We start from the raw sequence: 26,031 nt of genomic DNA, 5'->3' as shown, positions 1-26,031 counted from the left end.
CAGGGGGATCAGCTGGGGGCGTGCGTCAGCAGGGTCTGTAGCAGCAGCACGGCACCGCGCTTGTCCAAAGGATTATTCTTATTGCCGCACTTGGGCGATTGAATACAGGATGGACAGCCTGAGGGGCATTTGCACGCCTCGATAGCTTCCTTGGTGGCACGCAACCAGACCCGGGCCATGTCGAAACCTCGCTCAGCAAAACCTGCTCCGCCGGGATGGCCGTCATAAACAAAGATGGTGGGCTGGCCTGTGTCGGCGTGGATGGCTGTGGAAACACCGCCAACATCCCACCGGTCACTGGAGGCGACCAGGGGCAGTAAACCGATGGCTGCGTGTTCGGCGGCATGGAGGGCTCCTGGAAATTGCGGTTCCACCAGACCTCCTGCCAACAGCGTCTCATTGTCTAGTGTGAACCACACGGCCTTAGTAAATAGGTCACGTGCTTCCAGCTCCAAGGGTTCCTCACCCAAGACCTCATTGGACATGAGCGCCTTGCGCTGGAATGAAACAACCTGAGTGCGAACCTGAACTGCACCGAAGTGCATTTCCACCGGGCCCCACACTTCGTGCTTGAGTGATTCGACGACCTCAATTTGGGTGACGTCGCGGGCTGTTGTGTAAAAGTCCGGAGTACCGCGACGAACCAAGGCGCAGTGATCGGCTTCATTGAGTTCCAACACCACGTAGCTGGTGCCCTGATGGACGTAAACTGCTCCGGTATGGGCTTGATAATGGGATTGGGGTGAGCCCATCGTTCCCAGCAAGGCCCCCGTGTCAGCTTCGATGATGTTGATGGGTCCACCGCCGTCATCTCGGAGGTTGACCATCGCGGCTGCACTTTGCGGGTGCGTCCAAAACCAGCCGGCAGGACGCCGTCGTAGATAGCCTTGGGCCACCAGCTGATCAAGTAACACTGGGGTGCTGGCATCAAAAATGCTTAGATCGGCAAGGGTGATGGGCAGCTCGGCAGCCGCCGCGCATAGGTGTGGCCCCAAGACGTAGGGGTTGGACGGGTCGAACACCGTGGCTTCAAGGGCGCTATCAAAAATGGCTTCTGGATGGTGGACCAGAAAAGTATCCAGCGGATCATCGCTTGCCACAAAAGCGGCCAGGGCGTCCTGCCCGGCACGTCCGGCACGGCCAATTTGTTGGAAGAAAGAGGCTTTAGTTCCGGGCCAGCCAGCGACCAGGACTGCATCGAGACCGGAAATATCGATCCCGAGTTCCAAGGCTGAAGTGCTAGAGACACCCAGCAGATCACCTGCGCGGAGAGCCTTTTCCAATTCCCGGCGTTCTTCCGGAAGGTAACCGGAGCGGTAGGCTGCCACACGCGGCGGAAGGCTGGCATCGACGTCTTGTAGGAGGCGCTTTGTCACAGCGGAAATGGTCTCGGCGCCGCGGCGGGACTTGATGAAGGCGATGGTGCGCACACGTGCGGATACAAGATTGGCCAGCAAGTCTGACGTTTCGGCAATGGCCGTGCGACGTGTCTTGGCACCATTTTCACCGGCGAACTCCGTCAGTTCCGGTTCCCACAAAGCCACAGTGGTGGCGCCGTGAGGTGAACTGTCTTCAGTGACCGTGGTGACAGGTGCCCCGATCAGCCGGGAGAAAGAGCTACCCGGATCTGCTGAGGTGGCTGATGCTCCGACAAAAACCGGATTGGACCCATAGTGGGCGCAGATCCGCCTCAATCGACGCAGCAAAACGGCCACGTGAGAACCGAAGACGCCGCGGTAGCTGTGCGCTTCGTCAATGATGACGTACTTGAGCCGTTTGAAAAAGCGGGCCCACCAGGTGTGGTTAGGTAGCACCCCAAAATGCAGCATGTCCGGATTGCACAAGATGAAATTACTGTGATCACGGATCCAACGCCGATCCGCGGGGGCCGTGTCGCCGTCGTACGTTGCGGCCCGCAAAGTGGGCAGATTCAGCGAGTTCAAGGCGGCCAGCTGGTCAGCAGCCAGTGCCTTGGTAGGGGAGAGGTAGAGGGTTACGGCACCGTCGACCTCCAACAGACCGGGATTCTCCGCCAGACGTAGGCCTGCCCGATGAATCGCGTCGAGGGCGGGCAACTGGTACGCAAGTGATTTTCCCGAGGCGGTCCCTGTGGCAATGATGGTGTGCTGGCCGTCGTGCGCGGCCGTGGCACCCTCCACTTGGTGTCGCCAGGGTTGGTCAACACCCAAAAAAGAATAGGCCGTGACAATATCTGGGTGTACCCACTCCGGCCACGGCCGGTGAATGGCCTGGCGCGCCGGAATCCTCCGGACATGCTGCAGCTGGGCAGGGGCGTTTCCCCCGCCGAGCAGCTGGATCAGGGAATTATTGGTGGGCACCTCATCATTGTGCCACTGCAGCAGGCCAGCCTTTTCCTGTTGCTGGCCTATTCCTGCTTGCACTGAAATATCCTGGCGCAGCCTCTCCTCGGCGCGATCTCTCGGGGAGCAATCTTCGGGATGCGGTAATCAGAGTCCCCGGGCCAACTCTTCAATACGTGCCCTGGGCACCAAGACGGTGACGGGACTGATACTGCGCCAACCTAGTTTGAAGTACAACCGCTGCCCATCGGTGCTGGCCAGCAACAATCCGGTGGTGACCGGAAAAGCCTGGGCTCTAGCCGTGAGAGCTTTCATCAGTAGCAGTCCATAGCCGCGACGACGGTGTTCGGCGTGAGTTTCGATTTGGTCAAAGATGGCATATTCGCCGTAAATGCCCACTTTTCCTGTGGCCAGCACAGTTTGGTCTCGGACAATCGAGACAGAGAATCGGGCGTCGCAGACCGATGCGCTGTGCCGGCCGCCCATCGGTTGGACGAGCAAAGACAGCTCGGGGTCACCAAGGAAAGGGTCCTGATTGTCCTGAGTTTCCATGTGACAGAGCATGAGTTTTTCTGAGGTGGAAAGCATTCCCATCCCTGATTGGTGGGCCATCTTCACATACCGGTGAACATCTGCTCCTAGAACGCACAAGGCACGCCGTGGTGAGGAGTTCACCTCCTGTGCCAGATCAGCAAAAGCGGCGGGGCTTGGGTTGGTCGTGAAGTACTCCCACCCACCGCTGCGATCGAGGCGCAACGCTGCCAGATACCCCTGTCCGGAGCGACTTGGATAGCTTCGTAGCGCAGTCCAACCGGCGAACCATGCAGCTGTCTGGCCAGCTAGCCCTGTGGAAGCAACCATCATGCCCCCAGCCTATGCCCGAGGACTAGTAAGGAAGCTCATATGCCGCCGTTTGGTGGCACAAAGTAGGCTTTAATCCGTGTCGATGAACAAAATTGTGCTCTTTTACGGATTTACCCCCCTCAGTGACCCCGAAGCGATCAAGCTCTGGCAGCGTGCCCTGTGCGAAAAGCTCAGCCTGAAGGGTCGCATCCTCATCTCCAAAGATGGCATCAATGCCACTGTTGGCGGTGATATCAAGGATCTGAAGCAGTACCTAAAGACCACCCGTGAATACCCCGGATTCAAAAACATGGACATCAAATGGTCCGATGGGACAGGAAATGATTTCCCCCGCTTGAGCGTCAAAGCCCGGGATGAAATCGTCAGCTTTGGCGCCCCCGGTGAACTCCAAGTCGATGAAAACGGTGTAGTGGGTGGCGGCACACACCTCAAGCCCGAAGAACTCCACGAACTTGTTGCCCAGAAGGAATCCAACGGCGAAGAAGTCGTCTTCTTTGACGGCCGCAACGCGTTCGAAGCGCAGATCGGTAAATTCAAGAACGCCATTGTCCCCGACGTCGACACCACTCACGATTTCATCAAGGAACTGGACTCCGGCAAATACGACGACCTCAAAGACAAACCCGTCGTCACTTACTGCACCGGCGGCATTCGCTGCGAGGTCCTGAGCTCCCTCATGGTCAACAGGGGATTCAAGGAGGTCTACCAAATGGACGGTGGGATTGTCCGCTACGGCGAAACCTTCAAGGACAAGGGCCTGTGGGAAGGCTCCCTGTACGTTTTCGACAAGCGCATGCACATGGAATTTAGCGACGAAGCCAAGGAAATTGGCCACTGCATCCGCTGCGATAATCCCAGCAACAAATTTGAAAACTGCTCCAACCCCAGCTGCCGGAATCTGAACCTGTACTGCGCCGACTGCGCCAGCGACCCGGCTACCCTACAGTGCCCGCAGGGCTGCACGGACTAATCCGCACGGCCTCCCAAAGCTCGCACCTGACTTGGGGCCCTCGGGCGTGTGGGCCCCATCGGTGGCCTGACCAGCGTGGGACGAACGCACGCTTGGCGTGTCAGGACTCGTTAGGCTTGAGGCATGACTGATTTCGCCACCGTCCCGGACGCCCCACGTAGCGACAACCCCGGGCTTCTAGCCACTTTGGCCGCCGATCTTAGCGCCATGAACTACACGGTCGACGGCGTTGCGGAGCTCCTGGGCGATGACGCCAACCGTGCGCTGGACCGGGACCAGATGGTTCCTGCCGCACTGCTGCTGCGGGCCAACACTGATCCGCTGGCCACCGTGGTGAAGCTATGGTTACTCTCGCAGCCGATCCCCGAGGAGATGCTGGCCGCGGCGCTGCCCACCGTTAACATCGAGGCACTCGTAGAGCTGGGCATCATCGAAGCGGCGGAACAGCCCGGCGTGGTGCGCGCCGCCGTCGACCTCCGACCCTACGGCTGGCCCGCAGCCCAAGAGGGTGGTCAGGACACCAATTTGTGGGTGGCCAGTGATCTCGGCGCTCACCAGCGCCCCGGCGTGCTGCGCAAGGATCACGTGTTGGGCATCGGCCAAGCTTCGCTGACGCTGGCCCAGGGCACCATCCGCCGGCCGGTCCGCAAAGCGCTGGACCTTGGCACCGGCTGCGGCATCCAGCTTTTCCATCTCTTGCACCACGCCGAACGTGTGGTGGCCACGGACATTTCCGAACGCGCGCTGGCCTTCACTCGATTCAACTTGGTGCTGAACGCTCCGGCGCTGAACCTTGGAGCCGCTGATTTTGACCCGGCTAACCCGGATGCCCGAGTTTCGCTCCGTCTTGGCAGCTTGCTCGAGCCTGTTGCGGGGGAGCGCTTCGATCTTGTGGTCTCCAACCCGCCCTTCGTCATCACGCCCCGGCATCGAGGCGAGGAGAGCAGCGAGCAGTTCACTTACCGTGACGGCGGCATGGCTGGCGACGCCATTGTGGAATCGCTGGTCCGCGGCTTGCCGGACGTGTTGAACTCGGGTGGCACGGCGCAGATGCTCGGGAACTGGGAGGTCACCCGCGTAGTAACAGGTGCAGGCGCAGACCACACCGACTCAAATCAGGCCGACACAGCAGAGCCGTGGCATGCTCGTCCGGCTCAGTGGCTGGCCCCGGACATCGAGGCGTGGTTCATCCAGCGCGAGCAGGTATCTCCTGGCGGTTATGCCGAAACCTGGCTGCAGGACGCCTCGCAGGGCCGGGATTCCGCCGCCTATGCCAGTGCTTATGAGGAGTATTTGCTGGACTTTGCTTCACGGAACGTGGCCGGAATTGGCTTTGGCTACATCTTCCTGCGCCGCCCCGCAGACGGCGAAACGGTTGAAGCGCCGCGCTTCGAGGAGATCCTCTACCCCATTGAACAGCCCGTGGGCCCGCATCTGGCCAGCACCGTTGACCGGGTGCTCTGGCTCAAAAAACACCCTGATCTTACTTTTGAGTACTTGCTGGTGGCCTCCGACGTCACCGAGGAACGCCACCAGACGCCTGGGGCTGAACATCCCGGAGTGATCTTGTTGCGCCAGGGTGCTGGGCTGCGCCGCACCAACCTTTTGAGCACCGAGTTGGCTGGCTTTGTTTCCGCGTGCGACGGCGAGCTGACCGCCGGGCAGATCATCGGCGCCTTGGCTGTGTTGTTAGAAAGAGACGATTCAGACTTCGCCGAATCTCTCGCCGGCGAAGTCCGTAATTTGGTGCGTGACGGCTTCCTGATTCCCGCTCAGTGACGGGGCCCCAGCGGTAGTGCCAGCTGACCGCCGTCGAACTTCACATACCGTGCGAAAACGAATGAGCTTGGCCACGAACAGCCCAAAAAAGGGGCGGTTTTCCGCACTCGGTTTCCCAAGCAATACGCTTTCGCGGTAAAAATATGGTGAACTAGGCTCTTGGGGACGCCGTTCGTCCACCTTTCATTCCCTGTAGGAGTACCGTGCCCACCAAGGCAGCAGCTAGCAAGCCCAAGACCGGCAAAAAGCTCGTCATTGTCGAGTCCCCTGCCAAAAGCAAGACCATTGCCAAGTACCTCGGCGAAGGTTTCGTGGTCGAAGCCTCCATTGGGCACATCCGTGACCTGCCGCAGCCTTCCGAGCTGCCTGCGGAGCTGAAGAAGTCCTCGATTGGCAAGTTCGCCGTCGATCTTGAGAACAACTTCAAGCCGTACTACGTGGTCTCTTCCGACAAGAAGAAGAAGGTGGCGGAGCTCAAGGCGCAGCTCAAGGACGCCGACGAACTTTACCTCGCAACTGATGGGGATCGCGAAGGCGAAGCCATCGCGTGGCACCTGCTCGAGGTGCTCAAGCCCAAGGTGCCCGTGCACCGTATGACTTTTGCAGAAATTACCAAGGAGTCCCTGCAGCGCGCTTTGGGTAACTTGCGCGAACTGGATACTGATCTGGTCGATGCGCAGGAAACCCGCCGCGTGGTGGACCGACTGTTCGGCTACGAGCTCTCTCCGGTGCTGTGGCGCAAGGTCGCGCCCAAGCTGTCTGCCGGCCGTGTTCAGTCCGTGGTGACCCGCATGGTGGTGGAGCGTGAGCGTGAGCGGATGGCGTTCCGTTCGGCCAACTACTGGGATCTGGCTGGCACGTTCAGCACCACCGACACAGGTGAATCCTTCAGCGCCAAACTTGCCGCCGTTGATGGCAAGCGCGTGGCCTCTGGTCGCGACTTCAACGATCAGGGCCAGCTGACAGGTAAGAACGTGGCCCACCTGGATAAGGTTGCCGCCAAGGCCCTCGCTACCGCCCTGCAAGACGTCAGCTTTGCCGTCCGCTCAGTGGAGCACAAGCCCTACACCCGCCGCCCGGCCGCGCCGTTTACGACGTCGACCCTGCAGCAGGAGGCCGGCCGCAAGCTGCGCTTCTCCTCCAAATCCACCATGCAGACCGCCCAGCGCCTGTACGAAAACGGTTACATCACCTATATGCGTACCGATTCATCCTCCTTGAGTGATGAAGCCGTCAACGCCGCCCGCCGCCAGGCCTCGGAGCTGTACGGCGCCGAGTTCGTGCCTGCGGCAAAGCGCGTTTACGCAAGCAAGAGCGCCAACGCGCAGGAAGCCCACGAGGCCATCCGCCCCGCCGGTGACTCCTTCCGCACCCCTGCCCAGGTCGCCAGTGCCTTGGGTAAGGACGAATTCAAACTGTACGAGCTGATCTGGAAGCGTACAGTCGCCTCCCAGATGGCAGATGCCAAGGGCTCGACGGCGACCATCAAGTTGGGTGCCAAGGCTATTGGCGGCGTCGCTGACGGACAGGACGCTGAGTTCTCAGCCTCCGGTACTGTCATCACCTTCCGGGGTTTCTTGGCCGCCTACGAAGAAGGCCGCGACGAGTCACGCAACGATTCCGATGATTCGGATCGCCGCCTGCCCAACGTCAAGGAAAATGATGCTTTGACCGCTGCCGAAGTTCAGGCCAACGGCCACGACACTTCGCCGCCGCCGCGCTTTACGGAAGCCTCGTTGACGAAGGAAATGGAAGAGCGCGGCATTGGCCGCCCGTCCACCTACGCCTCCACCTTGTCCACCATTATGGACCGCGGTTACGTCAGCAAACAGGGCTCAGCTCTGGTGCCGAGCTGGATTGCGTTCTCCGTAGTGCGCCTGCTGGAACTGCACTTCACCGACTACGTGGACTACGAGTTCACAGCCGGCATGGAGAAGGGCCTGGATAGGATCGCCAACGGCCAGGAGGAAGGCTCCGACTGGCTCAAGCACTTCTACTTCGGTGGCGACGGTAACCGCGGCCTGCAGGACATCGTGAACAACCTTGGCGACATTGACGCTAGGGACATCAACTCGATGCCCATCACCGACACCTTGGTGCTGCGCGTGGGCAAGTTTGGTCCGTACTTGGAAAGCACCGTTCCAACTCTGGATGCCAAGACCGGGGAGATCATTGAAGCGGCCCGCGCCAATGTTCCCGAGGATCTGGCTCCGGATGAGCTGACCCCTGCCAAGGCTCAAGAGCTCATGGAGACGGCAGCACCGGAGGAACGCGTGCTCGGCGTCGACCCTGAATCGGGACGCACGGTGGTGGCCAAGAATGGCCGATACGGCCCGTATGTCACCGAAGTTATTCCGGAGATGACGGCTGAAGAAATCGCCAACCAGCCCATTGAGTATTACAAAAACGGCAAGCCGAAGCCGCCGAAGAAGCCCGTCAAGGTCAAGCCTCGGACAGGTTCAATCTTCAAGTCTATGAGCGTGGATTCTGTCACGCTGGAAGAAGCTCTGGGGATCATGAGCTTGCCCCGCGTGCTGGGCGCTGACGCCGAAGGCAACGAGATCACGGTGCAGAATGGCCGCTTTGGTCCGTACTTGAAGAAGGGCTCTGATTCACGTTCCATTGGAACGGAAGAAGAAATCTTCACGATCACGTTGGAGCAGGCGCTGGAGATCTACTCTCAGCCGAAGCAGCGCGGTGCCCGTGCCGCAGTGGCGCCTTTGGCGGAGTTCGGTGACGACCCCGTTTCTGAGAAGAAGATTGTGGTCAAGGAAGGCCGCTTCGGTCCGTACATCACGGATGGAATCACCAACATTACGGTGCCGCGAGGGACCGATATTGAGGATCTCACCCGCGAGAGCGCCATCGAGCTCTTGGCTGACAAGCGTGCCCGCGGTCCGGTCAAACGGACCACCAAGACTGCCGCGAAGAAGCCGGCAGCCAAAAAGCCGGCCGCCAAGAAGGCAGCTGCCAAAAAGTAGCCCGCCGAAGAAGTAGCAAAGTGACAGCCGCGAAGGTCACCCGATAGCGAAACAACGCAAATGTTGCTCCGCTACCGGGTGGCCTTTCGCATGTTTTGGAGGTGGGAGGACAATAATGGGGCTATGAGATTAGGCGTGCTCGACATCGGGTCCAATACTGTCCACTTGCTGCTTGTTGATGCGCGCCCGGGCGCCAATCCTGTTCCTTTTGCCTCCCATAAACGGGCTCTGAGCCTTGTGAAATATTTGGATGCAGAGGGAAACATCACCGATGAGGGTCAACATGAGCTCATTGAGTTCATCCTTGAGGCTTGGGAATTTGCCGCTAAACATAAGGCCAAGGACCTCCTAGCGTTTTGTACTTCCGCCATCAGAGAATCCACCAACGGTGCGCAAGTACTAGACCGGGTGCAGCATGAAACTACTATCAGGCTGACCGAACTTACCGGTGAGGAAGAGTCTGCGATGACGTTCTTTGCTGTGCGTCGTTGGCACGGCTGGGGTGCCGGGTCCATCCTGAACCTGGACATCGGCGGGGGGTCCTTTGAAATCTCACAGGGCTCCAACGAGCTTCCGGACTTGGCACATTCCGTGCCGCTGGGTGCCGGCCGGCTCACCCGTGAATGGCTGGCGGAGGACCCGCCCACAGCCAAGAGCATCAAGGAACTCCGCAAACACATCAAGTCGACCCTAAAGGACCCTATCGCGGCGACTAAGGAACTCGGGGCGCCACACCTCGTCACAGGCTCTTCCAAAACATTCCGGGCGCTGGCACGTATTACTGGAGCTGCGCCGTCGTCCTTGGGGCCCTATGTGCGCCGCGAGTTGCACCTGAGTGATCTCGGGCTCTGGTCCCAGCGGTTATCGGCCATGTCCTCCGCGGACAGACTGCACCTGCCCGGTGTTTCGGCAGCGAGGGCTCAGCAGGTGCTGGCCGGGGCTCTCGTGGCGCAGTCCGCGCTGGAAATGTTCAAGGTGACGAGTATGCAGATCAGTCCTTGGGCGCTGCGTGAAGGGCTGATTCTGCGGCGTCTTGACCAGCTGATTTTTGACGGACCGCTGGATCCGCCCGCTCATGTTGCTAAGCTGAGAAATTCGGACACAAAGTAGGTGGACATGAGCGATCACAGCAGGCACAACCACGGCCAGGATTCCGAATCTACGCCTGGTCCCGCGCGCCATATTCCCGTGGCACTTTCCACGGCATCGGTCTTTCCGCTCTCTGTCCATGACGGTTTTGCGGTGGCGGCGGACCTGGGCTACGACGGCGTCGAGGTTCTGGTTACGCACAACGGCGACAGTCAGGATTCCACGGCCCTGAACCGCCTTGCCGAGCGCTATGACCAGCCCATCGTGGCCATTCACGCGCCCACATTGCTGCTGACGCAACAAGTGTGGGGCAGCGCGTGGAACAAGATCCAGCGCTCGGCGCAGATGGCGGTGGATGTAGGTGCTGACGTGGTGGTGGTGCACCCGCCGTTCCGCTGGCAGAACGACTATGCCGAAACTTTTGCTCATGGTGTGCGAGACGTTGCCGACGCCTTTGGGATTCGTATTGCGGTTGAAAATATGTACCCGTGGAGAGTCCGCGGGCGTGAGGCGTTGGCCTATTTGCCGCACTGGGATCCAGTAACTCAGGACTACAAAGATGTCACGTGGGACTTCTCGCACGCAGCGTCCGCCGGGGCTTCCAGCTTGGACGCCGCCAAGGCACTCGGATCGCGCTTGCGCCACATCCACCTGACCGACGGTATTTCGCCCTCCACCAAGGACCAGCACCTGATCCCCGGCCACGGCACACAGGAATGCGTTGAGGTGCTCCAGCACATTGCCAACAACGGGTTCGACGGCGCAGTGGTCGCCGAGATCTCCACCCGCAAGGCCAAGGGGGCTGGGCAGCGTGAGGAATGGTTGGCCGAAACTCTCGAATTTGCCAGGGTGCATCTGGGACAGACAGCGCCATAGCTAGCTGTCAGTGCCGGTGCCGCTGGGGTTGCTAGGGTGCCGGGAGCTGTCGCGTACTGTCGCCTAATTTAGTCCCAAGATTCGGGCGTTAAATGCGAAATCGCCGGAGGTTCTGCACCAGTGGATGGGGGGAATCACTGGCGAGATCTCCGGCGATTTGACTGGCCTTCAGGACAGGACCAGTCCGATCATCACTCGCACCCTTATGAGGTAATTAAGAGACTACGGGCCGCGGTTGAGAATAGCCGGGGCGCCAGCTGTGCGTTTGCCATTAAGTGCTGTAAACCGGTTGCAGTTGCATGCGCTGCCACGGCCAAGAAAGATGGGGACATGATGAAAAAGATTGTATTTCTGGGTTGCGGTTCCATGGGTGAAGCGATTCTTGCAGGATTGTTGGCCACCGGTGTCCCACCACTTTCCGTGGTGGTTACGGTCCGTCGCCCCGAGCGGGCTAATGAGTTGGCTACCCGCCACGGCGTCACCGCTCTGGCCTCCCAAGAAGAAGCTGACGCCAATTCTCAGGCCGTCGTGGGTGCCTCCGTGGTCATTCTGGGAGTCAAACCCGTTGGCACGCTCGATCTCTGCCGGGAGATTGCCGGGGCGTTGGAATCTGAAACCGTGGTCATCAGTGTGGCAGCAGCCGTGTCCCTTTCTCAGCTGGAGGGCGCCTTGAAGCCGGGACAGCCCGTGGTTCGCTCCATGCCCAACACGCCGTTGCAGGTGGGTCGTGGCGTAGTGGCACTTTCTGGTGGCAGTAGCGTTGACGAACACCATCTCTCGGCAGCCCATGAGGTCTTTGCTGGCTCCGGGGTGGTCCTTGATATTCCCGAGGAGCAGCAAAACGCTGTGTCGGCCATTAGCGGTTCCGGCCCGGCCTACGCTTTTTACTTGGCTGAAGCGATGGCAGCAGCCGCTGAAAGCTTTGGCATGGATTCAGAGATCGCCCAGATCTTGGCCCGTGAAACGGTGGCCGGGGCTGGCATCATGTTGGCAGAACCCGGTGCCACCGCCACTCAGATGCGCCGAGCAGTCACCAGTCCTAACGGCACTACGGAGCAGGCCATTGCCACGTTCGACCGTCTAGGTTTGCCCGGGATCATTGAGGCCGGCGCCCGGGCCGCCGCCGCCCGGGCCGCCCAAATCACCCAAGAGCTAGGCAGCAACTAACTCACGTAGGTTGCGCCAGCGTTCGCATAGAAACGGTCATTGCTGCGCTAGCGTCCGTAAAAACATGGCTTTTGCTGCGATAGCGTCCGTGAAAAAACGGTAATTGCTGCGATGGCGTTCGTCGCGTGCGGCGTAGCGGTGGGGAGGGGCCTCAGGCGGCCGCTGCTTCTAGCGCTAGGAGCAGCGACTTTGCCTCCGGGCCACCCAGATACGCGCCCTGACTGCCGTCGGAGCGGACCACGCGGTGGCATGGGACCACCAGCGGCAGCGGGTTGCGGGCGCACGCCGTGCCCACAGCCCGCACCGCCCGTGGGCTGGAGGTCAGGGCTGCCACCGCCGCATAGCTAGCCGTGTGACCATAGCCGATCTCTGGCAGATGGCCCAACACCTCACGCCTGAATCCGTGCGACAGACGGAAATCCAGAGGCAGCTCGAACTGTCTCCGGCGTCCCTCAAAATACTCGCCCAGTTCCCTGGCGGCGGACTCCAACAGCGCTGGGGACAGTAGCACCCGCGGACTAATGGCCGTGGCAAGCTGTGCTAGTACGGCATCGTGCCCCTCAACGGCGAAGGCCACGCGTACCAGTCCGGCCTTGGTCCCGGCCAGGAGCAACGGCCCCACAGGTGAATCAACCACCCGGTACGCCACATCTACCAGTCCTTCAACGGCGGCAGCCATCCTGAACCGGGTGGCCAGATTCAACAATTGCGCGCCCTCGATCCCTGCCACAGAGGCAAACACTGCATCAACTTTGCTTTCATTCATCAAAAATCAGCCCTTCCCTGACTCAAAAGCGCCCGTAAAGCCTTCATCCCGTCGGAGGCGGCCCGGCGCGCAGCCGCCTCGGAATTGCCTAAAATAGCAGCCACCTCGGCATGGCGCAGCCCGCCCAAATGGTGGTATGCCACGGCTTCACGCTGTCTGGGCGGCAATGCAGCCAGCGCCGCCCACACAAGAGCAGCTGTTTCGCCAGCCTCAACGGCTCGTACGACGTCGTCCCCTCCGCCCAGCCCCATCCCCCTAGCGTCTCGCGCGTCAGCGCGTGCGCCGCCGTCAGGGACTCCGGAGAGTGCCGATGCGGCCGCGCCTCCGTCCGGCACTGGCAGCCGCTGTGCTTTACGGTGATGGTCGATGGCCTTGTTCCGGGCGATCGTCACCAGCCACGCTTGCCTGTTACTGACATCTCCCGTGGATGGGTAAACACGCAGGGCGGCCAAGAACGTCTCTTGCCACACATCATCAGCGTCCACTGGGCCCACCAGGGCACGGCAAACACGCAGGACCACCGCCCCGTGCCGCCCCACGAGCTCCTCAAAAGGCGGCAAGGATCCCGCGCCGATAGATCCTGTGGCGAGAGATCCCGTGCCGCGGGATCCGGAGCCGCCGGTCCCCGAGCTGCCAGCTCCCGAGCCGCCAGCCTTAGGGCCGGTCCCGGTCGATCTGGCCGTCACAGCAAGTCCACCTCGAGGCGGCACATCAGAACAGCGCCTCCGTGTGCGTCCGGGATGGATTCTCCAGCTCCAGCAGGAACTGCTTGCGTTCCAGGCCACCGGCATAACCGGTCAGTGAACCGTCCGATCCCACCACCCGGTGACACGGCACCACGATACTGATCGGATTACGGCCGTTGGCAGAACCCACGGCCTGCGCCATCGACGGATCACCCAGCATCGCCGCCAACTCTCCGTAGCTACGCAGCTCGCCATAAGGAATCTCCCGCAGAGCAGCCCAGACCCGGTGCTGGAAGTCGCTGCCAACCGGTGCCAGCGGCAGGGAAAAACTGTGGCGCACGCCAGAAAAATATTCACCGAGTTGTTCCGCCGTGGCATCAAGAACCCGGGAGGCTGCCGGAGCAACTGCTTCCCCAAACGTCTCCAACGCCGGGCGGCGCTTATGCTCCGCCATGTACACAGCCGCGAGTCCGGCGTCGTGCTCTACTGCCGTCAAGAGCCCCAGCGGGGAATCAAAAACCATGTGCCTGATCATCTAAAAGTACCTCCTGCCCAGTAGACGTTCCGTAGGCCAAAAATGTGAGTCTCAGGGCCGCGAGGCGAAGCGCTCCAGCAACTCAACATCGCCGGAAACAATGAGCATGTCGCGGCTGGAAACGCGCGTGTGCGGCTGTGCATACGTGAAATCCTCGCCCGGGGACTTCACGCCCACCACCGTCACCCCGTACTTGGAGCGGACCTTGGATTCCTCCAGCGTGAACCCCTGGGTCTCCTTCGGCGGGTACATTTTCACGATCGCAAAATCATCATCAAACTCGATAAAGTCCAGCATGCGTCCACCCACCAGGTGCGCGGCCCGGACACCGGCGTCGGCCTCAGGATAGATGACGTGATTGGCGCCAATGCGGGTGAGGATCTTGCCGTGCGACTGCGTGATCGCCTTGACCCACAGGTGCGCAATGCCCAAATCCACCAGATTCACCGTGATCAGCACACTGGATTCAATGGACGTTCCCACACCCACGACGGCGGAGCTAAAGTCCTGTGCCCCGAGCTGGCGCAGCGCGTCAATGTTAGTGGCGTCGGCCTCGACGACGTGGGTGAGCACCCCGGCCCACTTCTGCACCAAGGCGGGGTCGCGCTCAATGGCGAGCACCTCCCGGCCCTGCTTAACCAGCTGATGCGCCGTGGCGGCACCGAAGCGGCCCAGCCCAATGACCAGCACGGGCGCATTGTGCGGCGGGCGGTTGCTGGAGTCAATTTTCTCAGCCAATGATGGGCCTTTCTTCCGGGTAGTGGAACAGCTGGCGGCGTTGGCGCAGGGCCAAGGCGGCGGCCAGCGTGATGGAACCGATGCGACCAAAGAACATCATGGCGCACAAAATATACACGCCCGACGGCGGGAGCTCGGCGCTGAGCCCCGTGCTCAGACCCACCGTGGCAAAGGCCGAGATGGTTTCAAAGAGCACCCGGTCCAGGCTTTGGCCCGAGATGGCCAGCAGCAGCCCACAAGCGATCATCACCAGCGTGGCGCCCATCATGATCACGGAAATGGCTACGCGCATGGTGCCTTGCGGGATGGTGCGGCCGTAGATTTTTACGTCGTTGTCGCCGCGGGCCTCGGCCACAATGGCTAGGAACATCACGGCCAGGGTGGTGACTTTGATGCCGCCGGCGGTGGATGCGGAGCCGCCACCCACGAACATCAAAGCGTCCGTGAGCAGCATGGTGGAGGAATTCATGGAGTTCATGTCCACCAAGTTGAAACCCAAGGAGCGGGTCATGACGGAGGCAAATAGGGCGTGCGTGATTTTGTCGCCAACATTCATCTCACCAATGGTGTTCGGGTTGGCCCATTCCATGGCGCCCCACAAGATGGTTCCTGCCACGAGCAGCATCAGGGAGACCTGAATGGTGAGCTTGGCGTGCAGCGTCCATTTCTTGAAGCGGAAGCCGGTGGCCAACAGGACCATCAGGACGGGGAAGCCCAGGCTGCCGATAAAGCCGCCGATCATGAGCGGTGTCAGTATCCACAGATCTGCTTCGTAGGGGACTACGCCGTCGGAGTGGGGTGTGAAGCCGGCGTTGTTGAAGGAGGAGATGGAGTAGAACGCTGCATGCCAAATGGATTGGGGGAGGGATTCGCCCAGAATCAGAAACCGTGGCGCAAGTGCCAGGAACAAGATGACTTCAATGGCCACCGAGGTGCTGATGACAATGCGCAGCAGCGTACCCACCTCACCCAAACGGCCGGCGTTCATGGCTTCCTGAGCGATCAACTTTCCACGGACGCCCAGTCGCTTGCTGACCATGAGCGACATCAAGGACGCCAGCGTCAAAATACCCAAACCGCCAACAAAGATGCCGATCAAGATGACCAGCTGGCCAAAGAAGGACCAGTGCAAGGCTGTGGAGACCGTGGTCAAACCCGTCACGCAGACCGCGGAGACGGCGGTGAAGAGGGCATCGTGGAACGCTGTGGCTTGGCCATCGCGGGCAGCCACCGGCAGGCAGAGCGTCAAAGTGAAGGCGAAGATGACGAGGGCAAAGACAATCAATGCCAACCTGGCCGGGGAGCTATTGGCCACCCCGTCCACGAAGTCGCGAACGCTGACCACTACTTTTAGCGGCCAGCGGGGCTGTTTCTGGGGGAGCGCAGTTCTAGCAGTCAACGCGGTGCTTCCCCTCCTGCCGTGAAATCCTGCCAAGAAACCAGTAATGCGCAAAAGTCGCGGATACGGCATTTGTGCCCGGACTTCGGTAGCCTGTGATGGATGTCATCATTCGCCAGCTCAGGGCCAACGGCCGTCCCGACAAGCATAGTCTGCGATGCGGCCATGTCCGCGTACAATTTTGGCCCCAATCATCCCATGTCGCCCAAGCGCCTGGACCTCACCGCAACGCTCGCACGGGAGTTGGGAATCTTCGATCTCCCGCAGGTGGATGTGGTGGAGTCCTACATAGCGTCGGACGACGATTTGGCCACGGTACACACGCGTGACTACATTGCAGCGGTGCGCCGGGTAGGCGATGACCCCACACTCACCGACCCCGAACGCGGACTTGGCACCGAAGACGATCCTGTCTTTGCTGGCATTCACGAGGCCAGCGCGCGGCTGGCCGGTGGGTCCTTGGTAGCCGCGAACGCCATCATCAGCGGAGCCGTTCCGCGGGCAGTGAACTTTGGTGGCGGCATGCACCACGCCTTTGCCGGGAAGGCGAGCGGCTTCTGCATCTACAACGATGCTGCTGTGTCCATCCAGAAACTGCTGGATTCAGGTGTTTCCAAGGTGGCCTACATTGACATTGATGCCCACCACGGCGATGGCACCGAGAAAATATTTTGGGACGATCCACGCGTCCTGACCATTTCCCTGCACGAATCGGGGATGACGCTGTTTCCGGGCACGGGATTCGCCAACGATCTAGGCGGGCCCGAAGCGATAGGCTCCGTTGTCAACGTCGCCTTGCCAGCTGGCACCTCAGATGCCGGTTGGCTGCGAGCCTTCCACGCCGTCGTGCCTCAACTCGTAGAAGCCTTTGCCCCCGAGGTGATCGTCAGCCAGCACGGCTGTGACTCACACCGGGACGATGAGCTGACGCATCTGAATACCAGTGTGGATGGGCAGCGGGAGGCGGCGCTGAGCATTGCGGCACTCGCGGACAAGGTGTGTGGGGGGCGGTGGATTGCCACCGGCGGCGGCGGATACAACATTGTCAGCGTGGTGCCGCGGGTGTGGAGCCACCTCATGGCGATCGTTGCAGGACGGCCGGTGCCGCTGCGTACCGCAGTTCCGGAATCGTGGCGTAGCTATGTCGCGGAAAAGTACGGGATGGTGGCGCCGCTGCTCATGAGCGAGGATGCGGACACGTGGTGGCGTTCGTGGGAAGTGGGTTACAACCCCTCGGATGCGCTGGATCGGACCGTCATGGCCACCCGGAAGTCCGTGTTCCCGCTGTATGGCTTGGATCCCTGGTTCGACTGAGGGCTAGTTTTGGGTTCTACCGTGCCATGTTGGGGTGCTCAGGATGCCGGATTGGGCATATGTCGTTAGGGTAGTGGAATGGTTGTTGAAAAAGTCTTTGCGGTGATCGCCGAAAGCACCCGCCGAGATCTTTTGGAAGCGCTGGCGCAAGAAAGCAAGTCGGTGGGGCAACTGGTCGATGAACTGGGTGTCTCTCAGCCCACTGTTTCCAAGCATTTGCGGGTCCTGCGTGAAGCTGGTGTGGTGACCATGCGTGCTCAGGGTCAGAAGCGCTACTACGGGATCAACACTGAGCCGCTTGCTTTGGTGTCCACGTGGTTGGAAACCTTGGGTGCCGGTGTGGTCGCCACCGCCGCGGCCGAGGGAAATGGCGCCGACGGTGCTGCGACTGCCGACAGCTCCGAAGTAGTGACAGTGGTGACAGCAGTGACAGCAGTGTCGGCGAAGCCGCGTCCTGCGGTTGCACCCCCTGTGGTTGCACCCCCTGTGGTTGCGCCCCCGGCACCGGAGCAGGAAACTCCGTCGCAAGCTACGCCCGCCCAGCCAGCACCCGCCCAGCCAGTTCCCGAAAAGGTTGCTGCCACGGTGGCTGCTTCTCATCAGCCCGAGCAGTCTCCGGAGGCGCCGTCCGCGGTGGCACAGTCTAAAACTGACCGGGCCCCAGCCGTCTCCGCGGCGGCAGCGACTCCTCGGGCAGCTTCAAACGGAACGGCAGCCGTTGTGCCGTTTGGCAGTGTGCAGTCCGGCGTTGTGCAAGCGAATGAGAACGACGGCGGCACTCCCGGACAGTTCAGCCGCAGCGTGGGCAACGCCGGCCGTTTGGCCAATAGGGCCGCTGACTTGCTTTCCAACCTGCCGGCACTGCCCACCTTCAAGCGTCGCAAGAACTAAGCGTCACGGGAGACAGAAGTACGGGAGCTAGCACTGCCGGCGGAACCGGATGAGCCAGCGACGGGCCAGCAGAGCACGACGTCTCCATTTTGCTTCCACTAAATGCGCAAGATCATGCATAAGTGCTTGAATCGTGAGAAGAATTAGCCTATCTGGCGTCGTGACTGGAAAATTGCCACTGAGCATATTTATGCGCCGCGTGACGGTGCCTCACCCTTTTCAGGAGACTCATGGATACCAGGCTCGAAGCCATCCGGGAGCAAGTTTTAGCCCGTAACCCCGGGGAAAAAGAATTTCACCAGGCTGTTTTGGAAGTTTTTGAAAGCCTTGGCCCCGTTTTGGATAAGCATCCAGAATTTGTTGATGCCGCCGTGCTTCAGCGCTTGTGCGAACCCGAGCGTCAGATCATCTTCCGTGTGCCGTGGATGGACGATGCCGGCCGCGTACAGATCAACCGTGGTTTCCGTGTTGAATTCAACTCGGCGCTAGGCCCGTACAAGGGTGGCCTGCGTTTCCACCCGTCCGTGTACTTGGGCATCGTGAAGTTCCTTGGCTTCGAGCAGATCTTCAAGAATGCACTGACCGGCATGCCCATCGGTGGCGGCAAGGGTGGATCCGACTTTGATCCCCGCGGCAAGTCCGACGCCGAAGTAATGCGTTTCTGCCAGAGCTTCATGACCGAGCTGTACCGCCACATCGGCGAATACACCGACGTCCCTGCGGGTGACATTGGTGTTGGCGGCCGCGAAATCGGCTACCTCTTCGGCCAGTACAAGCGCATCACCAACCGCTACGAGTCAGGCGTTCTGACCGGTAAGGGCATCGGTTGGGGTGGATCGCTGGTGCGTCCCGAGGCTACTGGCTTCGGCACCGTCATGTTCACCCAGGAAATGCTCAAGACCCGCGGCACCAGCCTCGACGGCCAGCGCGTGATCGTTTCCGGTTCCGGAAACGTTGCCACGTTCGCCATCGCCAAGGCCCAGCAGTATGGCGCCAAGGTCGTTGCTTGTTCTGATTCCTCCGGCTACATCGTGGACGAGAACGGCATTGACGTTTCGCTGCTGCGTCAGATCAAGGAAAAGGAGCGCGGCCGCCTGAAGGAATACGCTGTTCGCCGCGGCTCTTCCGTCAGCTACGTTGAGGGCGGCTCCGTCTGGGACGTCAACGCCGCTGTGGCCCTGCCGTGCGCAACGCAGAATGAAATCAACACCGAAGCGGCAACCCGCATGGTGAAGAACGGCCTCCTCGCCCTCGCCGAAGGCGCCAACATGCCATCCACGAGCGGTGCCATTGCTGTCTTCCAGGAAGCGGGCATCCTGTTCGCTCCGGGCAAGGCAGCCAACGCCGGTGGCGTGGCTACTTCTGCCCTGGAAATGCAGCAGAATGCTAGCCGTGACGCTTGGACCTTCGAGCACACCGAAGAGCGCCTGCACAAGATCATGATTGGCATTCATGACCGTTGTGCTGAGACCGCAGATACTTATGGGTCCCCGGGCAACTACGTGGTTGGCGCCAATATTGCCGGCTTCGTGAAGGTGGCCGACGCCATGCTCGCGCAGGGCCTGATCTAGGACCCATTTGCTTCAGCGATGACCCGTAGAGAACTGCCAAGGAATTATCTTTCCTGGCAGTTCTCTTGCGGGTCATTTGCCTTTTCGGGACTCAAGGGGCAATAAAGGTGAAAGGATTCAAAAATATGTCTTTTTCCTTGACATGATGTTTGTTAGCGCTCACAATAGGTGATGCGCAGCACGTGCGGTATGCACCTGCGCCTTCAAGCTGAATGCCAAGGAGCGAACTGCCATGTCCCGTGCACGGATCAGTATTGATCGCGATTTCACCATCTCCGAAGTTCCGCGCCGTCTCTTTGGTTCTTTTGTGGAACACATGGGCCGGTGCGTTTATACGGGTATTTATGAACCCGGTCATCCGGAAGCCGACGAACAGGGTTTCCGCAAGGACGTGCTTGCGCTGACCCAGGAACTTGGTGCAACGGTCATCCGGTACCCGGGCGGGAACTTTGTCTCCGGATATAACTGGGAGGACGGCATTGGTCCGGTTGCGGACCGGCCCCGTCGTCTCGACGGGGCGTGGCACACGGTGGAAAACAACGCATTTGGTCTGCACGAGTTCGTCGACTGGTCCAAAAAAGCCGGCACCGAGATTATGGAAGCCATCAATTTGGGTACCCGCGGTGTCGAGGCTGCCCGCGAGATCGTGGAATACGCCAATCATCCGGGTGGCACCTACTGGTCAGATCTCCGGGCGAAGAACGGTCACAAGGAGCCCTTCGACATCAAGCTGTGGTGCTTGGGTAACGAGATGGACGGGCCCTGGCAGATTGGGCACAAGACCGCCCACGAATACGGCCGCCTCGCACAAGAAGCCGCCAAGGCCATGCGCCTGGTGGACCCCACCCTTGAATTGGTCGCCTGTGGCAGCTCCAACTCCGGCATGCCGACCTTTGGGGAGTGGGAACGGACGGTCCTGACCCATACATATGAGGAAGTGGACTACCTTTCCCTTCATGCTTACTATCAGGAGCAGGAAGGGGATGCCGAGAGTTTTCTCGCCAGCGCCGTCGATATGGATCACTTTATCGAAGCGGTGGTTGCCACTGCCGATGCCGTACGGGCCAAGGGGCGGCACAAAAAACACATCAACTTATCCTTTGATGAGTGGAACGTTTGGTACAGCCGCCCGGGTGATCCCGACAGCCCTGAGTACCTCGCCACGCAGCCCTGGCAGCAGCATCCACGGGTCATTGAGGACAAATACAACGTGACCGATGCGGTGGTTGTCGGCACGCTTCTGAACTCCTTGCTGCGCCATAGCGATCGGGTGAAAATCGCCAACCAAGCCCAGCTGGTCAATGTCATTGCGCCCATCCTGGCGGAGCCGAATGGCCCGGCCTGGCGGCAAACCATCTTCCACCCGTTTGCCCTCATGGCCTCGCTCGCCAAGGGTCAGGTCATGCGCACCGAAATTCTTTCCGACACCGTAGAAACGTCCCGCTTTGGTGCCGCCGATCTGGTCGATGCCAGCATCACTTGGGACGAAGAATCTGGGAAAATGGCGCTGTTCTTGGCTAACCGTGGGCTGGAGGAGGCGGCTCAGGTGCAGGTGCGCCTAGGCGGGTTCGACGCCGGAGAAGTCACCAAAGCGGAGGTGCTTCACGTCCCCTCGGGGCTGGACCGCTTCGCCAAAAACACGCTAGAGCTGCCCCGCCAGGTGGGCATGCGCCCCCTCGACGGCGTGGCGGCAGCCGGGGACCAACTCACGCTGACGCTTCCAGCTCTGTCGTGGGCCGTCGTCGAACTTTCCGTGGCGAAGAAGTGAGCGATGCACTAGCGGCTGTGAAAACGGAGTTGCCCTCACCCATCCCGGGCTACTTTGCCGATCCCACGATCGCCGTGGTTGATGGGCGCTATCTGCTCTTTGCCACCACGGACGGATCTCCGGAATGGAGCTCCACTGGTTTTAGGGCGTTCACGTCCACCGACCTGCTCTCGTGGGAGGACCATGGGGTTGCCTTCGACGTGCGTGACGCGCAGTGGGCCTCAGGGTATGCCTGGGCGCCAGCCTATGCACAGGCCAACGGCAAGCACTACCTGTACTTCACGGCGGACAGGGGCACCATCGGGGTGGCTGTGGCGGGTGCCGCCACCGGCCCCTATGTGGACTGTGGTCAGCCTCTTGTGGTTGATGGCGAGTTCGACGGCGTGACGATAGACCCTGCCATCTTCGCCGACAAGGACGGCACCAGTTATCTGTTCTGGGGCAATGGTGTGGCCCACGGAGTGCGGCTGGCTCCGGACATGGTGTCCTTTGACCCAGCGGAGGTGGTGTCCTGGGTGCCGGAAGAATTCCGTGAAGCCGTGTGGGTGCACCGGCGCGGGGACATCTACTACGCTTCATGGTCGGTGGATGATACGAGGAGCGAGAACTACCGGGTGCACTATGCCACGAGCTCGGCTCCGTTGGGCCCGTGGGAGCATCGGGGCGTGCTCCTGAGCAAGGTCGCTGAGCGCGGCATCGTGGGCACCGGCCATCACTCCATCGCCGTGGTGCCCGGCACGGACCATTGGGTGGTGGCTTACCACCGCTTCGCCATTCCAAGGGGCAATGGATATCACCGCGAGTTGTGCTTTGATCGCTTGCATCACGGCGCCGATGGGCTGCTGGAACAAGTGGTACCATCCGCAGAGCCGCTGTGTCTGCCACTGGGCGCCGACGAGCTCACTCACGGAGCAGACGGCTGACCGCGCGGCAAAGCTGCGCGGGGCGCGCAAAGCCAAGAATTAAAAATAACTTTCGAGGTAGTGGGAATGCGCTTGCCAAGAAAGCTTCTGGACGATATTGTATCGTTTCAGAAGTGTTATTTGAATCACGTATCCGGTTGTGAATACCACGGCGGAAATGAAAGTTGCGGCGGCCACGGCGGCTCCGCGCAAATCTACGGGCGAAGGAGCTCTCATGATCAGCAGAAGGAATTTTATTACCGCCATTACCACCGGCGTGGCAGCAACGGCATTGCTGAGTGCCTGTGGCAACTCCGGTGATTCCGGCGCTGGCACAGTCGAGGAGCCCACCGTCATCAACTACACCTGGTGGGGCAACGAGGACCGCGCTGAGCGTACGAATAAGGCCATTGCCCTGTTCAACGAGCAGAACCCCACCATCAAGGTTGTAGGCACCTTCACTGACTGGGCCGGCTACTGGCAGAAGCGCTCCACCGAAGCAGCTGGCGGCGGCTTACCGGACGTCATGCAGTGGGACCTTTCCTACTTGCGTGACTACGCACAGCGCAACCAGCTGTTGGACTTGGGTGCGGCCGGTGTAGACCTCTCCGGTTTCGAGCAGACCTTGCTCCCCTCCGGCAAGGTCAGCGACAAGCAGTTCGCGGTCCCCACCGGAACCAATGCTTTCGCCATTTACTACGATCCGGCCAAGCTTAAAGAAATTGGCGTGGCCGAACCGACAGGTGTCTGGAGCTACACGGAATACAAGAAGTTCTTGCAGGATGCCGGTCAGGCCAGCGCTGGCAAGTACTACGGTTCTTCCGATTACACCGGTGTCTGGTGGCAGTTCAACATCTGGCTTCGCCAGAACAAGATCGAGGCCTTCACCGCTGACGGAAAGTTGGGCTTCACCAAGGCTGACTTGAAGAACTGGTGGGGATCCGTCTCGGAACTGCGCGGCACCCCTGCACTTATTTCGCCCGATCAGGTGACCCAGCTGCTGCCCAAGTCGCCCTTTGGCGCCAACAAGACGGTCTCGGAGCCTACGTGGGATAACTTCATGGGCGGTTACCTGGGAGACTCCGGCGCTACGGAACTGAAAATGGTTGCTGTACCCTCCGATGATCCTGACAACCTGGGTCTTTTCCTTAAGCCGGCCATGTTGATGGTGGCAAGTGCCAAGACCAAGAATGCCGCAGCAGCGACGAAGTTCATTGACTTCATGGTTAACGCACCCGAGGTGGGCGACATCTTCAAAACCACCCGTGGCGTACCGGCGTCCAAGACCCAGCGTGAAGGTACCACCTTTGAGGGTGTCGATGCCCAGGTGGTGGCCTACGAGGAGTCGATCTCCAAGTACCTCAGCGATGCACCCGAGCCGCCCATCGTTGGTTTCGGTACTCTGGAGTCCGAGTTCCTGCGTATTCAGGAAGAGCTGAACTTCGGCAAGGTCGACGTGGATAAGGCTGTGGAGCAGTGGTTCATCTCGGCTGAAGACGTTATTAAGCAAAACGCGTAGTTAACGAAAGCAAGGCATTGTGACGCGAACACCAGCTCTCTCCCGGCGCGCCAAGTCCGGTCCTCCGCTGCCGACTAAAAAGTCCAAGCAGCGGAGGGCTGAGGCCCTCACCGGTTACACCTTCCTCCTTCCTTGGCTGTTGGGCTTCATTGTTCTGACTGCGGGTCCGATGATTTATTCTCTGTACCTCTCATTCACCAATTACAACTTGTTTGAAGCACCGAAGTGGATCGGTCTTGAGAATTACACGGACCTTTTCCAGGACGATCGATTCATCCAGTCTGTGAAGGTCACGCTGACCTACGTTGTCTTCGGTACGCCAACGAAGCTGCTCGCCGCTTTGGCTATTGCCATGCTGCTCAACAGCAAGCGTCGCGGCCAGGGGTTCTACCGCTCAGCGTTCTACGTTCCCTCACTCATCGGAGCGAGCGTCTCCATCGCTATCGTGTGGAAAGCCATGTTTGGTGACGCCGGTCCGGTGGATCAGTTCCTGCAGTTCTTCGGAATTGGGATCGGTGGCTGGGTGGGTAACCCCAACATGACCATGCCCATGATGATCCTGCTGACGGTCTGGCAGTTTGGTGCCCCGATGATCATTTTCCTGGCAGGCCTGAAGCAGGTCCCGGCAGAGCTTTACGAGGCCGCCGAGATGGACGGCGCGGGCTGGTTGAAGAAATTCACCAGTATCACCTTGCCCATGCTCTCCCCGGTGATCTTCTTCAACCTGTTGATGGAGACCATCCACGCGTTCCAGATCTTCGCGTCTGCTTTCATCATTTCCAATGGTGCAGGCGGCCCCGCAGGGTCCACCATGTTCTACACGCTCTACCTGTACCTGCGTGGTTTTGGGGACTATCGAATGGGCTACGCCTCGGCGATGGCCTGGTTGCTGCTGATCGTGATCGGTATTATCACTTTGATCTTCTTCAAGACCTCCGACAACTGGGTCCACTACAGCGGGGATGAAAAATGACAATCACTTCCATCAAACCCGATGAGACTATTGGTGGTGGCACTGGTGACCCGGTGCTCCGTTCACCGAAGTCCCGGACCCTTTTTGGCCGCAGCATCAAGACACTGATTTTCCATGCAGTGTCACTGATCCTCATCGCGGTGGTGCTTTACCCCGCAGCGTGGATGGTGGCCTCAGCCTTCAAGCCCAGCAGTGAGATTGTCGGCAACGCTGCAATCTGGTCGAGCAACTTCAGCTTCAAAAACTTCGCTAAAGCCATGGACGGCATTGGCGGGGTTAGCACGCTGCAGTTCTTTGGTAACTCGCTCTTCTTGGCCGTTGGCTCAGTTGTCGGGGTGGTGTTTTCCTCAACCGTGACGGCGTATGCGTTTACGCGTATCAATTTCCCGGGGCGGAAGCTCTTTTTCACCCTGATGATCGTGACCTTGTTGCTGCCCTTTCACGTGGTCATCATCCCGCAGTACATCATCTTCCAGCAGTTGGGATTGGTGGATACCTTTGTGCCGCTGCTCCTGGGCAAGTTCCTTGGTGCGGAAGCATTCTTTGTGTTCTTGATGGTCCAGTTCATGCGTAATTTGCCCAAGGAACTGGATGAGGCTGCACGTATTGACGGAGCCGGCCATGTGCGGATCTTCTTCAGCATCATGCTTCCGCTGATGAAGCCTTCAATTATCACCTCCTCTATCTTTGCCTTCATTTGGAGTTGGAACGATTTCCTGGGGCCGTTGCTGTACTTGAACACCCCGGACAAGTACCCGCTGCCACTGGCCCTGCGCCTGTTCGTTGACCAGACGCAGAGTTCCGATTACGGTGCCATGATCGCCATGTCGGTTTTGGCGTTGCTTCCGGTGCTGCTGTTCTTCCTGATCTTCCAGCGCCACATCGTCGAAGGTGTTTCTACGCAAGGACTCAAGGGCTAGAG

The 26,031-nt window shown here is 60.0% G+C and carries 21 protein-coding genes; 14 read left to right on the top strand and 7 right to left on the bottom strand.

The genetic code is table 11. From position 1 onward, the window contains the following. Positions 1-8: 8 nt before the first annotated feature. Both AB0P14_RS11720 and AB0P14_RS11715 read right to left on the bottom strand, forming a co-directional pair. Positions 9-2,339, bottom strand: a complete 2,331-nt coding sequence (locus AB0P14_RS11720) for a DEAD/DEAH box helicase (protein WP_363842195.1) — start codon at positions 2,337-2,339, stop codon at positions 9-11. A gap of 129 nt (positions 2,340-2,468) precedes the next feature. Beyond that, positions 2,469-3,185: a GNAT family N-acetyltransferase gene (locus tag AB0P14_RS11715; RefSeq protein WP_363842091.1), complete on the bottom strand. Its 717-nt coding sequence runs from the start codon at positions 3,183-3,185 to the stop codon at positions 2,469-2,471. A gap of 76 nt (positions 3,186-3,261) precedes the next feature. Between AB0P14_RS11715 and AB0P14_RS11710 the strand changes: the two genes are divergently transcribed. From AB0P14_RS11710 to proC, 6 genes are all read left to right on the top strand, one after another. Then, positions 3,262-4,155 carry a rhodanese-related sulfurtransferase gene (locus tag AB0P14_RS11710; RefSeq protein ID WP_363842088.1) on the top strand — a complete coding sequence of 298 codons (894 nt, stop codon included), beginning with the start codon at positions 3,262-3,264 and terminating at the stop codon, positions 4,153-4,155. Positions 4,156-4,278: 123 nt separating this feature from the next. Beyond that, positions 4,279-5,934 carry a methyltransferase gene (locus AB0P14_RS11705; protein WP_363842085.1) on the top strand — a complete coding sequence of 552 codons (1,656 nt, stop codon included), beginning with the start codon at positions 4,279-4,281 and terminating at the stop codon, positions 5,932-5,934. 203 nt (positions 5,935-6,137) lie between these two features. Continuing rightward, complete coding sequence (gene topA, locus AB0P14_RS11700) at positions 6,138-8,915, top strand: type I DNA topoisomerase (protein WP_363842082.1); 2,778 nt, start codon at positions 6,138-6,140, stop codon at positions 8,913-8,915. A 123-nt stretch (positions 8,916-9,038) separates the two neighbouring features. Beyond that, positions 9,039-10,025: a Ppx/GppA family phosphatase gene (locus AB0P14_RS11695; RefSeq protein ID WP_363842080.1), complete on the top strand. Its 987-nt coding sequence runs from the start codon at positions 9,039-9,041 to the stop codon at positions 10,023-10,025. Positions 10,026-10,031: 6 nt separating this feature from the next. Next, on the top strand, positions 10,032-10,880 hold the full coding sequence (locus AB0P14_RS11690; protein WP_363842077.1) for a TIM barrel protein: 849 nt from the start codon (positions 10,032-10,034) through the stop codon (positions 10,878-10,880). A gap of 330 nt (positions 10,881-11,210) precedes the next feature. Further along, positions 11,211-12,047, top strand: a complete 837-nt coding sequence (proC, locus tag AB0P14_RS11685; RefSeq protein ID WP_363842074.1) for a pyrroline-5-carboxylate reductase — start codon at positions 11,211-11,213, stop codon at positions 12,045-12,047. A 151-nt stretch (positions 12,048-12,198) separates the two neighbouring features. Here the strand turns inward: proC and AB0P14_RS11680 are convergent, their stop codons facing one another. The 5 genes from AB0P14_RS11680 to AB0P14_RS11660 form a co-directional block, all read right to left on the bottom strand. Continuing rightward, positions 12,199-12,726: a methylated-DNA--[protein]-cysteine S-methyltransferase gene (locus AB0P14_RS11680; protein WP_363842192.1), complete on the bottom strand. Its 528-nt coding sequence runs from the start codon at positions 12,724-12,726 to the stop codon at positions 12,199-12,201. Positions 12,727-12,812: 86 nt separating this feature from the next. Beyond that, positions 12,813-13,499: an RNA polymerase sigma factor gene (locus AB0P14_RS11675; RefSeq protein ID WP_363842071.1), complete on the bottom strand. Its 687-nt coding sequence runs from the start codon at positions 13,497-13,499 to the stop codon at positions 12,813-12,815. 25 nt (positions 13,500-13,524) lie between these two features. Continuing rightward, on the bottom strand, positions 13,525-14,022 hold the full coding sequence (locus AB0P14_RS11670) for a methylated-DNA--[protein]-cysteine S-methyltransferase (RefSeq protein WP_363842068.1): 498 nt from the start codon (positions 14,020-14,022) through the stop codon (positions 13,525-13,527). Positions 14,023-14,085: 63 nt separating this feature from the next. After that, entirely contained in the window at positions 14,086-14,724 is a 639-nt protein-coding gene (locus tag AB0P14_RS11665; protein WP_363842189.1) for a TrkA family potassium uptake protein, read from the bottom strand. A 40-nt stretch (positions 14,725-14,764) separates the two neighbouring features. Then, positions 14,765-16,117 carry a potassium transporter TrkG gene (locus tag AB0P14_RS11660; RefSeq protein WP_363842186.1) on the bottom strand — a complete coding sequence of 451 codons (1,353 nt, stop codon included), beginning with the start codon at positions 16,115-16,117 and terminating at the stop codon, positions 14,765-14,767. Positions 16,118-16,273: 156 nt separating this feature from the next. Between AB0P14_RS11660 and AB0P14_RS11655 the strand changes: the two genes are divergently transcribed. From AB0P14_RS11655 to AB0P14_RS11620, 8 genes are all read left to right on the top strand, one after another. Further along, positions 16,274-17,485 (top strand): acetoin utilization protein AcuC, encoded by a 1,212-nt coding sequence (locus AB0P14_RS11655; protein ID WP_363842065.1) that lies wholly within the window; start codon positions 16,274-16,276, stop codon positions 17,483-17,485. Positions 17,486-17,563: 78 nt separating this feature from the next. After that, entirely contained in the window at positions 17,564-18,376 is an 813-nt protein-coding gene (locus tag AB0P14_RS11650) for a metalloregulator ArsR/SmtB family transcription factor (protein WP_363842062.1), read from the top strand. Between the two features lie 230 nt (positions 18,377-18,606). Further along, the gene (gene gdhA, locus AB0P14_RS11645; RefSeq protein ID WP_363842059.1) at positions 18,607-19,947 is read left to right on the top strand and encodes an NADP-specific glutamate dehydrogenase; all 1,341 of its coding nucleotides are present in this window, start codon (positions 18,607-18,609) and stop codon (positions 19,945-19,947) included. A 232-nt stretch (positions 19,948-20,179) separates the two neighbouring features. Then, positions 20,180-21,715 carry an alpha-N-arabinofuranosidase gene (locus AB0P14_RS11640; protein WP_363842057.1) on the top strand — a complete coding sequence of 512 codons (1,536 nt, stop codon included), beginning with the start codon at positions 20,180-20,182 and terminating at the stop codon, positions 21,713-21,715. Next, positions 21,712-22,638 carry a family 43 glycosylhydrolase gene (locus AB0P14_RS11635; RefSeq protein ID WP_363842054.1) on the top strand — a complete coding sequence of 309 codons (927 nt, stop codon included), beginning with the start codon at positions 21,712-21,714 and terminating at the stop codon, positions 22,636-22,638. Before AB0P14_RS11640 ends, AB0P14_RS11635 begins: the two co-directional genes overlap by 4 nt. Positions 22,639-22,852: 214 nt before the next feature. Further along, positions 22,853-24,136 carry an ABC transporter substrate-binding protein gene (locus tag AB0P14_RS11630; RefSeq protein ID WP_363842051.1) on the top strand — a complete coding sequence of 428 codons (1,284 nt, stop codon included), beginning with the start codon at positions 22,853-22,855 and terminating at the stop codon, positions 24,134-24,136. 19 nt (positions 24,137-24,155) lie between these two features. Then, positions 24,156-25,109: a sugar ABC transporter permease gene (locus AB0P14_RS11625; protein ID WP_363842048.1), complete on the top strand. Its 954-nt coding sequence runs from the start codon at positions 24,156-24,158 to the stop codon at positions 25,107-25,109. Beyond that, positions 25,106-26,029, top strand: a complete 924-nt coding sequence (locus tag AB0P14_RS11620; protein ID WP_363842045.1) for a carbohydrate ABC transporter permease — start codon at positions 25,106-25,108, stop codon at positions 26,027-26,029. The genes AB0P14_RS11625 and AB0P14_RS11620 overlap by 4 nt, the downstream gene beginning before the upstream one ends. Positions 26,030-26,031 lie beyond the last annotated feature (2 nt).

Source organism: Specibacter sp. NPDC078709, from assembly GCF_040686795.1.
Classification (GTDB): domain Bacteria; phylum Actinomycetota; class Actinomycetes; order Actinomycetales; family Micrococcaceae; genus Specibacter.
Note: the sequence above shows the minus strand (reverse complement) of the source record. Positions and strands in the feature narration are given on the sequence as shown.

Bases quoted from the DNA above. Each gene is read 5' to 3' on its own strand.
- AB0P14_RS11705 (WP_363842085.1), top strand. From the start codon at position 4,279: ATGACTGATTTCGCCACCGTCCCGGACGCCCCACGTAGCGACAACCCC.
- AB0P14_RS11650 (WP_363842062.1), top strand. From the start codon at position 17,564: ATGGTTGTTGAAAAAGTCTTTGCGGTGATCGCCGAAAGCACCCGCCGA.
- proC (WP_363842074.1), top strand. From the start codon at position 11,211: ATGATGAAAAAGATTGTATTTCTGGGTTGCGGTTCCATGGGTGAAGCG.
- AB0P14_RS11655 (WP_363842065.1), top strand. From the start codon at position 16,274: ATGTCATCATTCGCCAGCTCAGGGCCAACGGCCGTCCCGACAAGCATA.
- AB0P14_RS11715 (WP_363842091.1), bottom strand. From the start codon at position 3,185: ATGATGGTTGCTTCCACAGGGCTAGCTGGCCAGACAGCTGCATGGTTC.
- AB0P14_RS11640 (WP_363842057.1), top strand. From the start codon at position 20,180: ATGTCCCGTGCACGGATCAGTATTGATCGCGATTTCACCATCTCCGAA.
- AB0P14_RS11630 (WP_363842051.1), top strand. From the start codon at position 22,853: ATGATCAGCAGAAGGAATTTTATTACCGCCATTACCACCGGCGTGGCA.
- AB0P14_RS11670 (WP_363842068.1), bottom strand. From the start codon at position 14,022: ATGGTTTTTGATTCCCCGCTGGGGCTCTTGACGGCAGTAGAGCACGAC.
- AB0P14_RS11695 (WP_363842080.1), top strand. From the start codon at position 9,039: ATGAGATTAGGCGTGCTCGACATCGGGTCCAATACTGTCCACTTGCTG.
- AB0P14_RS11680 (WP_363842192.1), bottom strand. From the start codon at position 12,726: ATGGCTGCCGCCGTTGAAGGACTGGTAGATGTGGCGTACCGGGTGGTT.
- gdhA (WP_363842059.1), top strand. From the start codon at position 18,607: ATGGATACCAGGCTCGAAGCCATCCGGGAGCAAGTTTTAGCCCGTAAC.
- AB0P14_RS11620 (WP_363842045.1), top strand. From the start codon at position 25,106: ATGACAATCACTTCCATCAAACCCGATGAGACTATTGGTGGTGGCACT.
- AB0P14_RS11690 (WP_363842077.1), top strand. From the start codon at position 10,032: ATGAGCGATCACAGCAGGCACAACCACGGCCAGGATTCCGAATCTACG.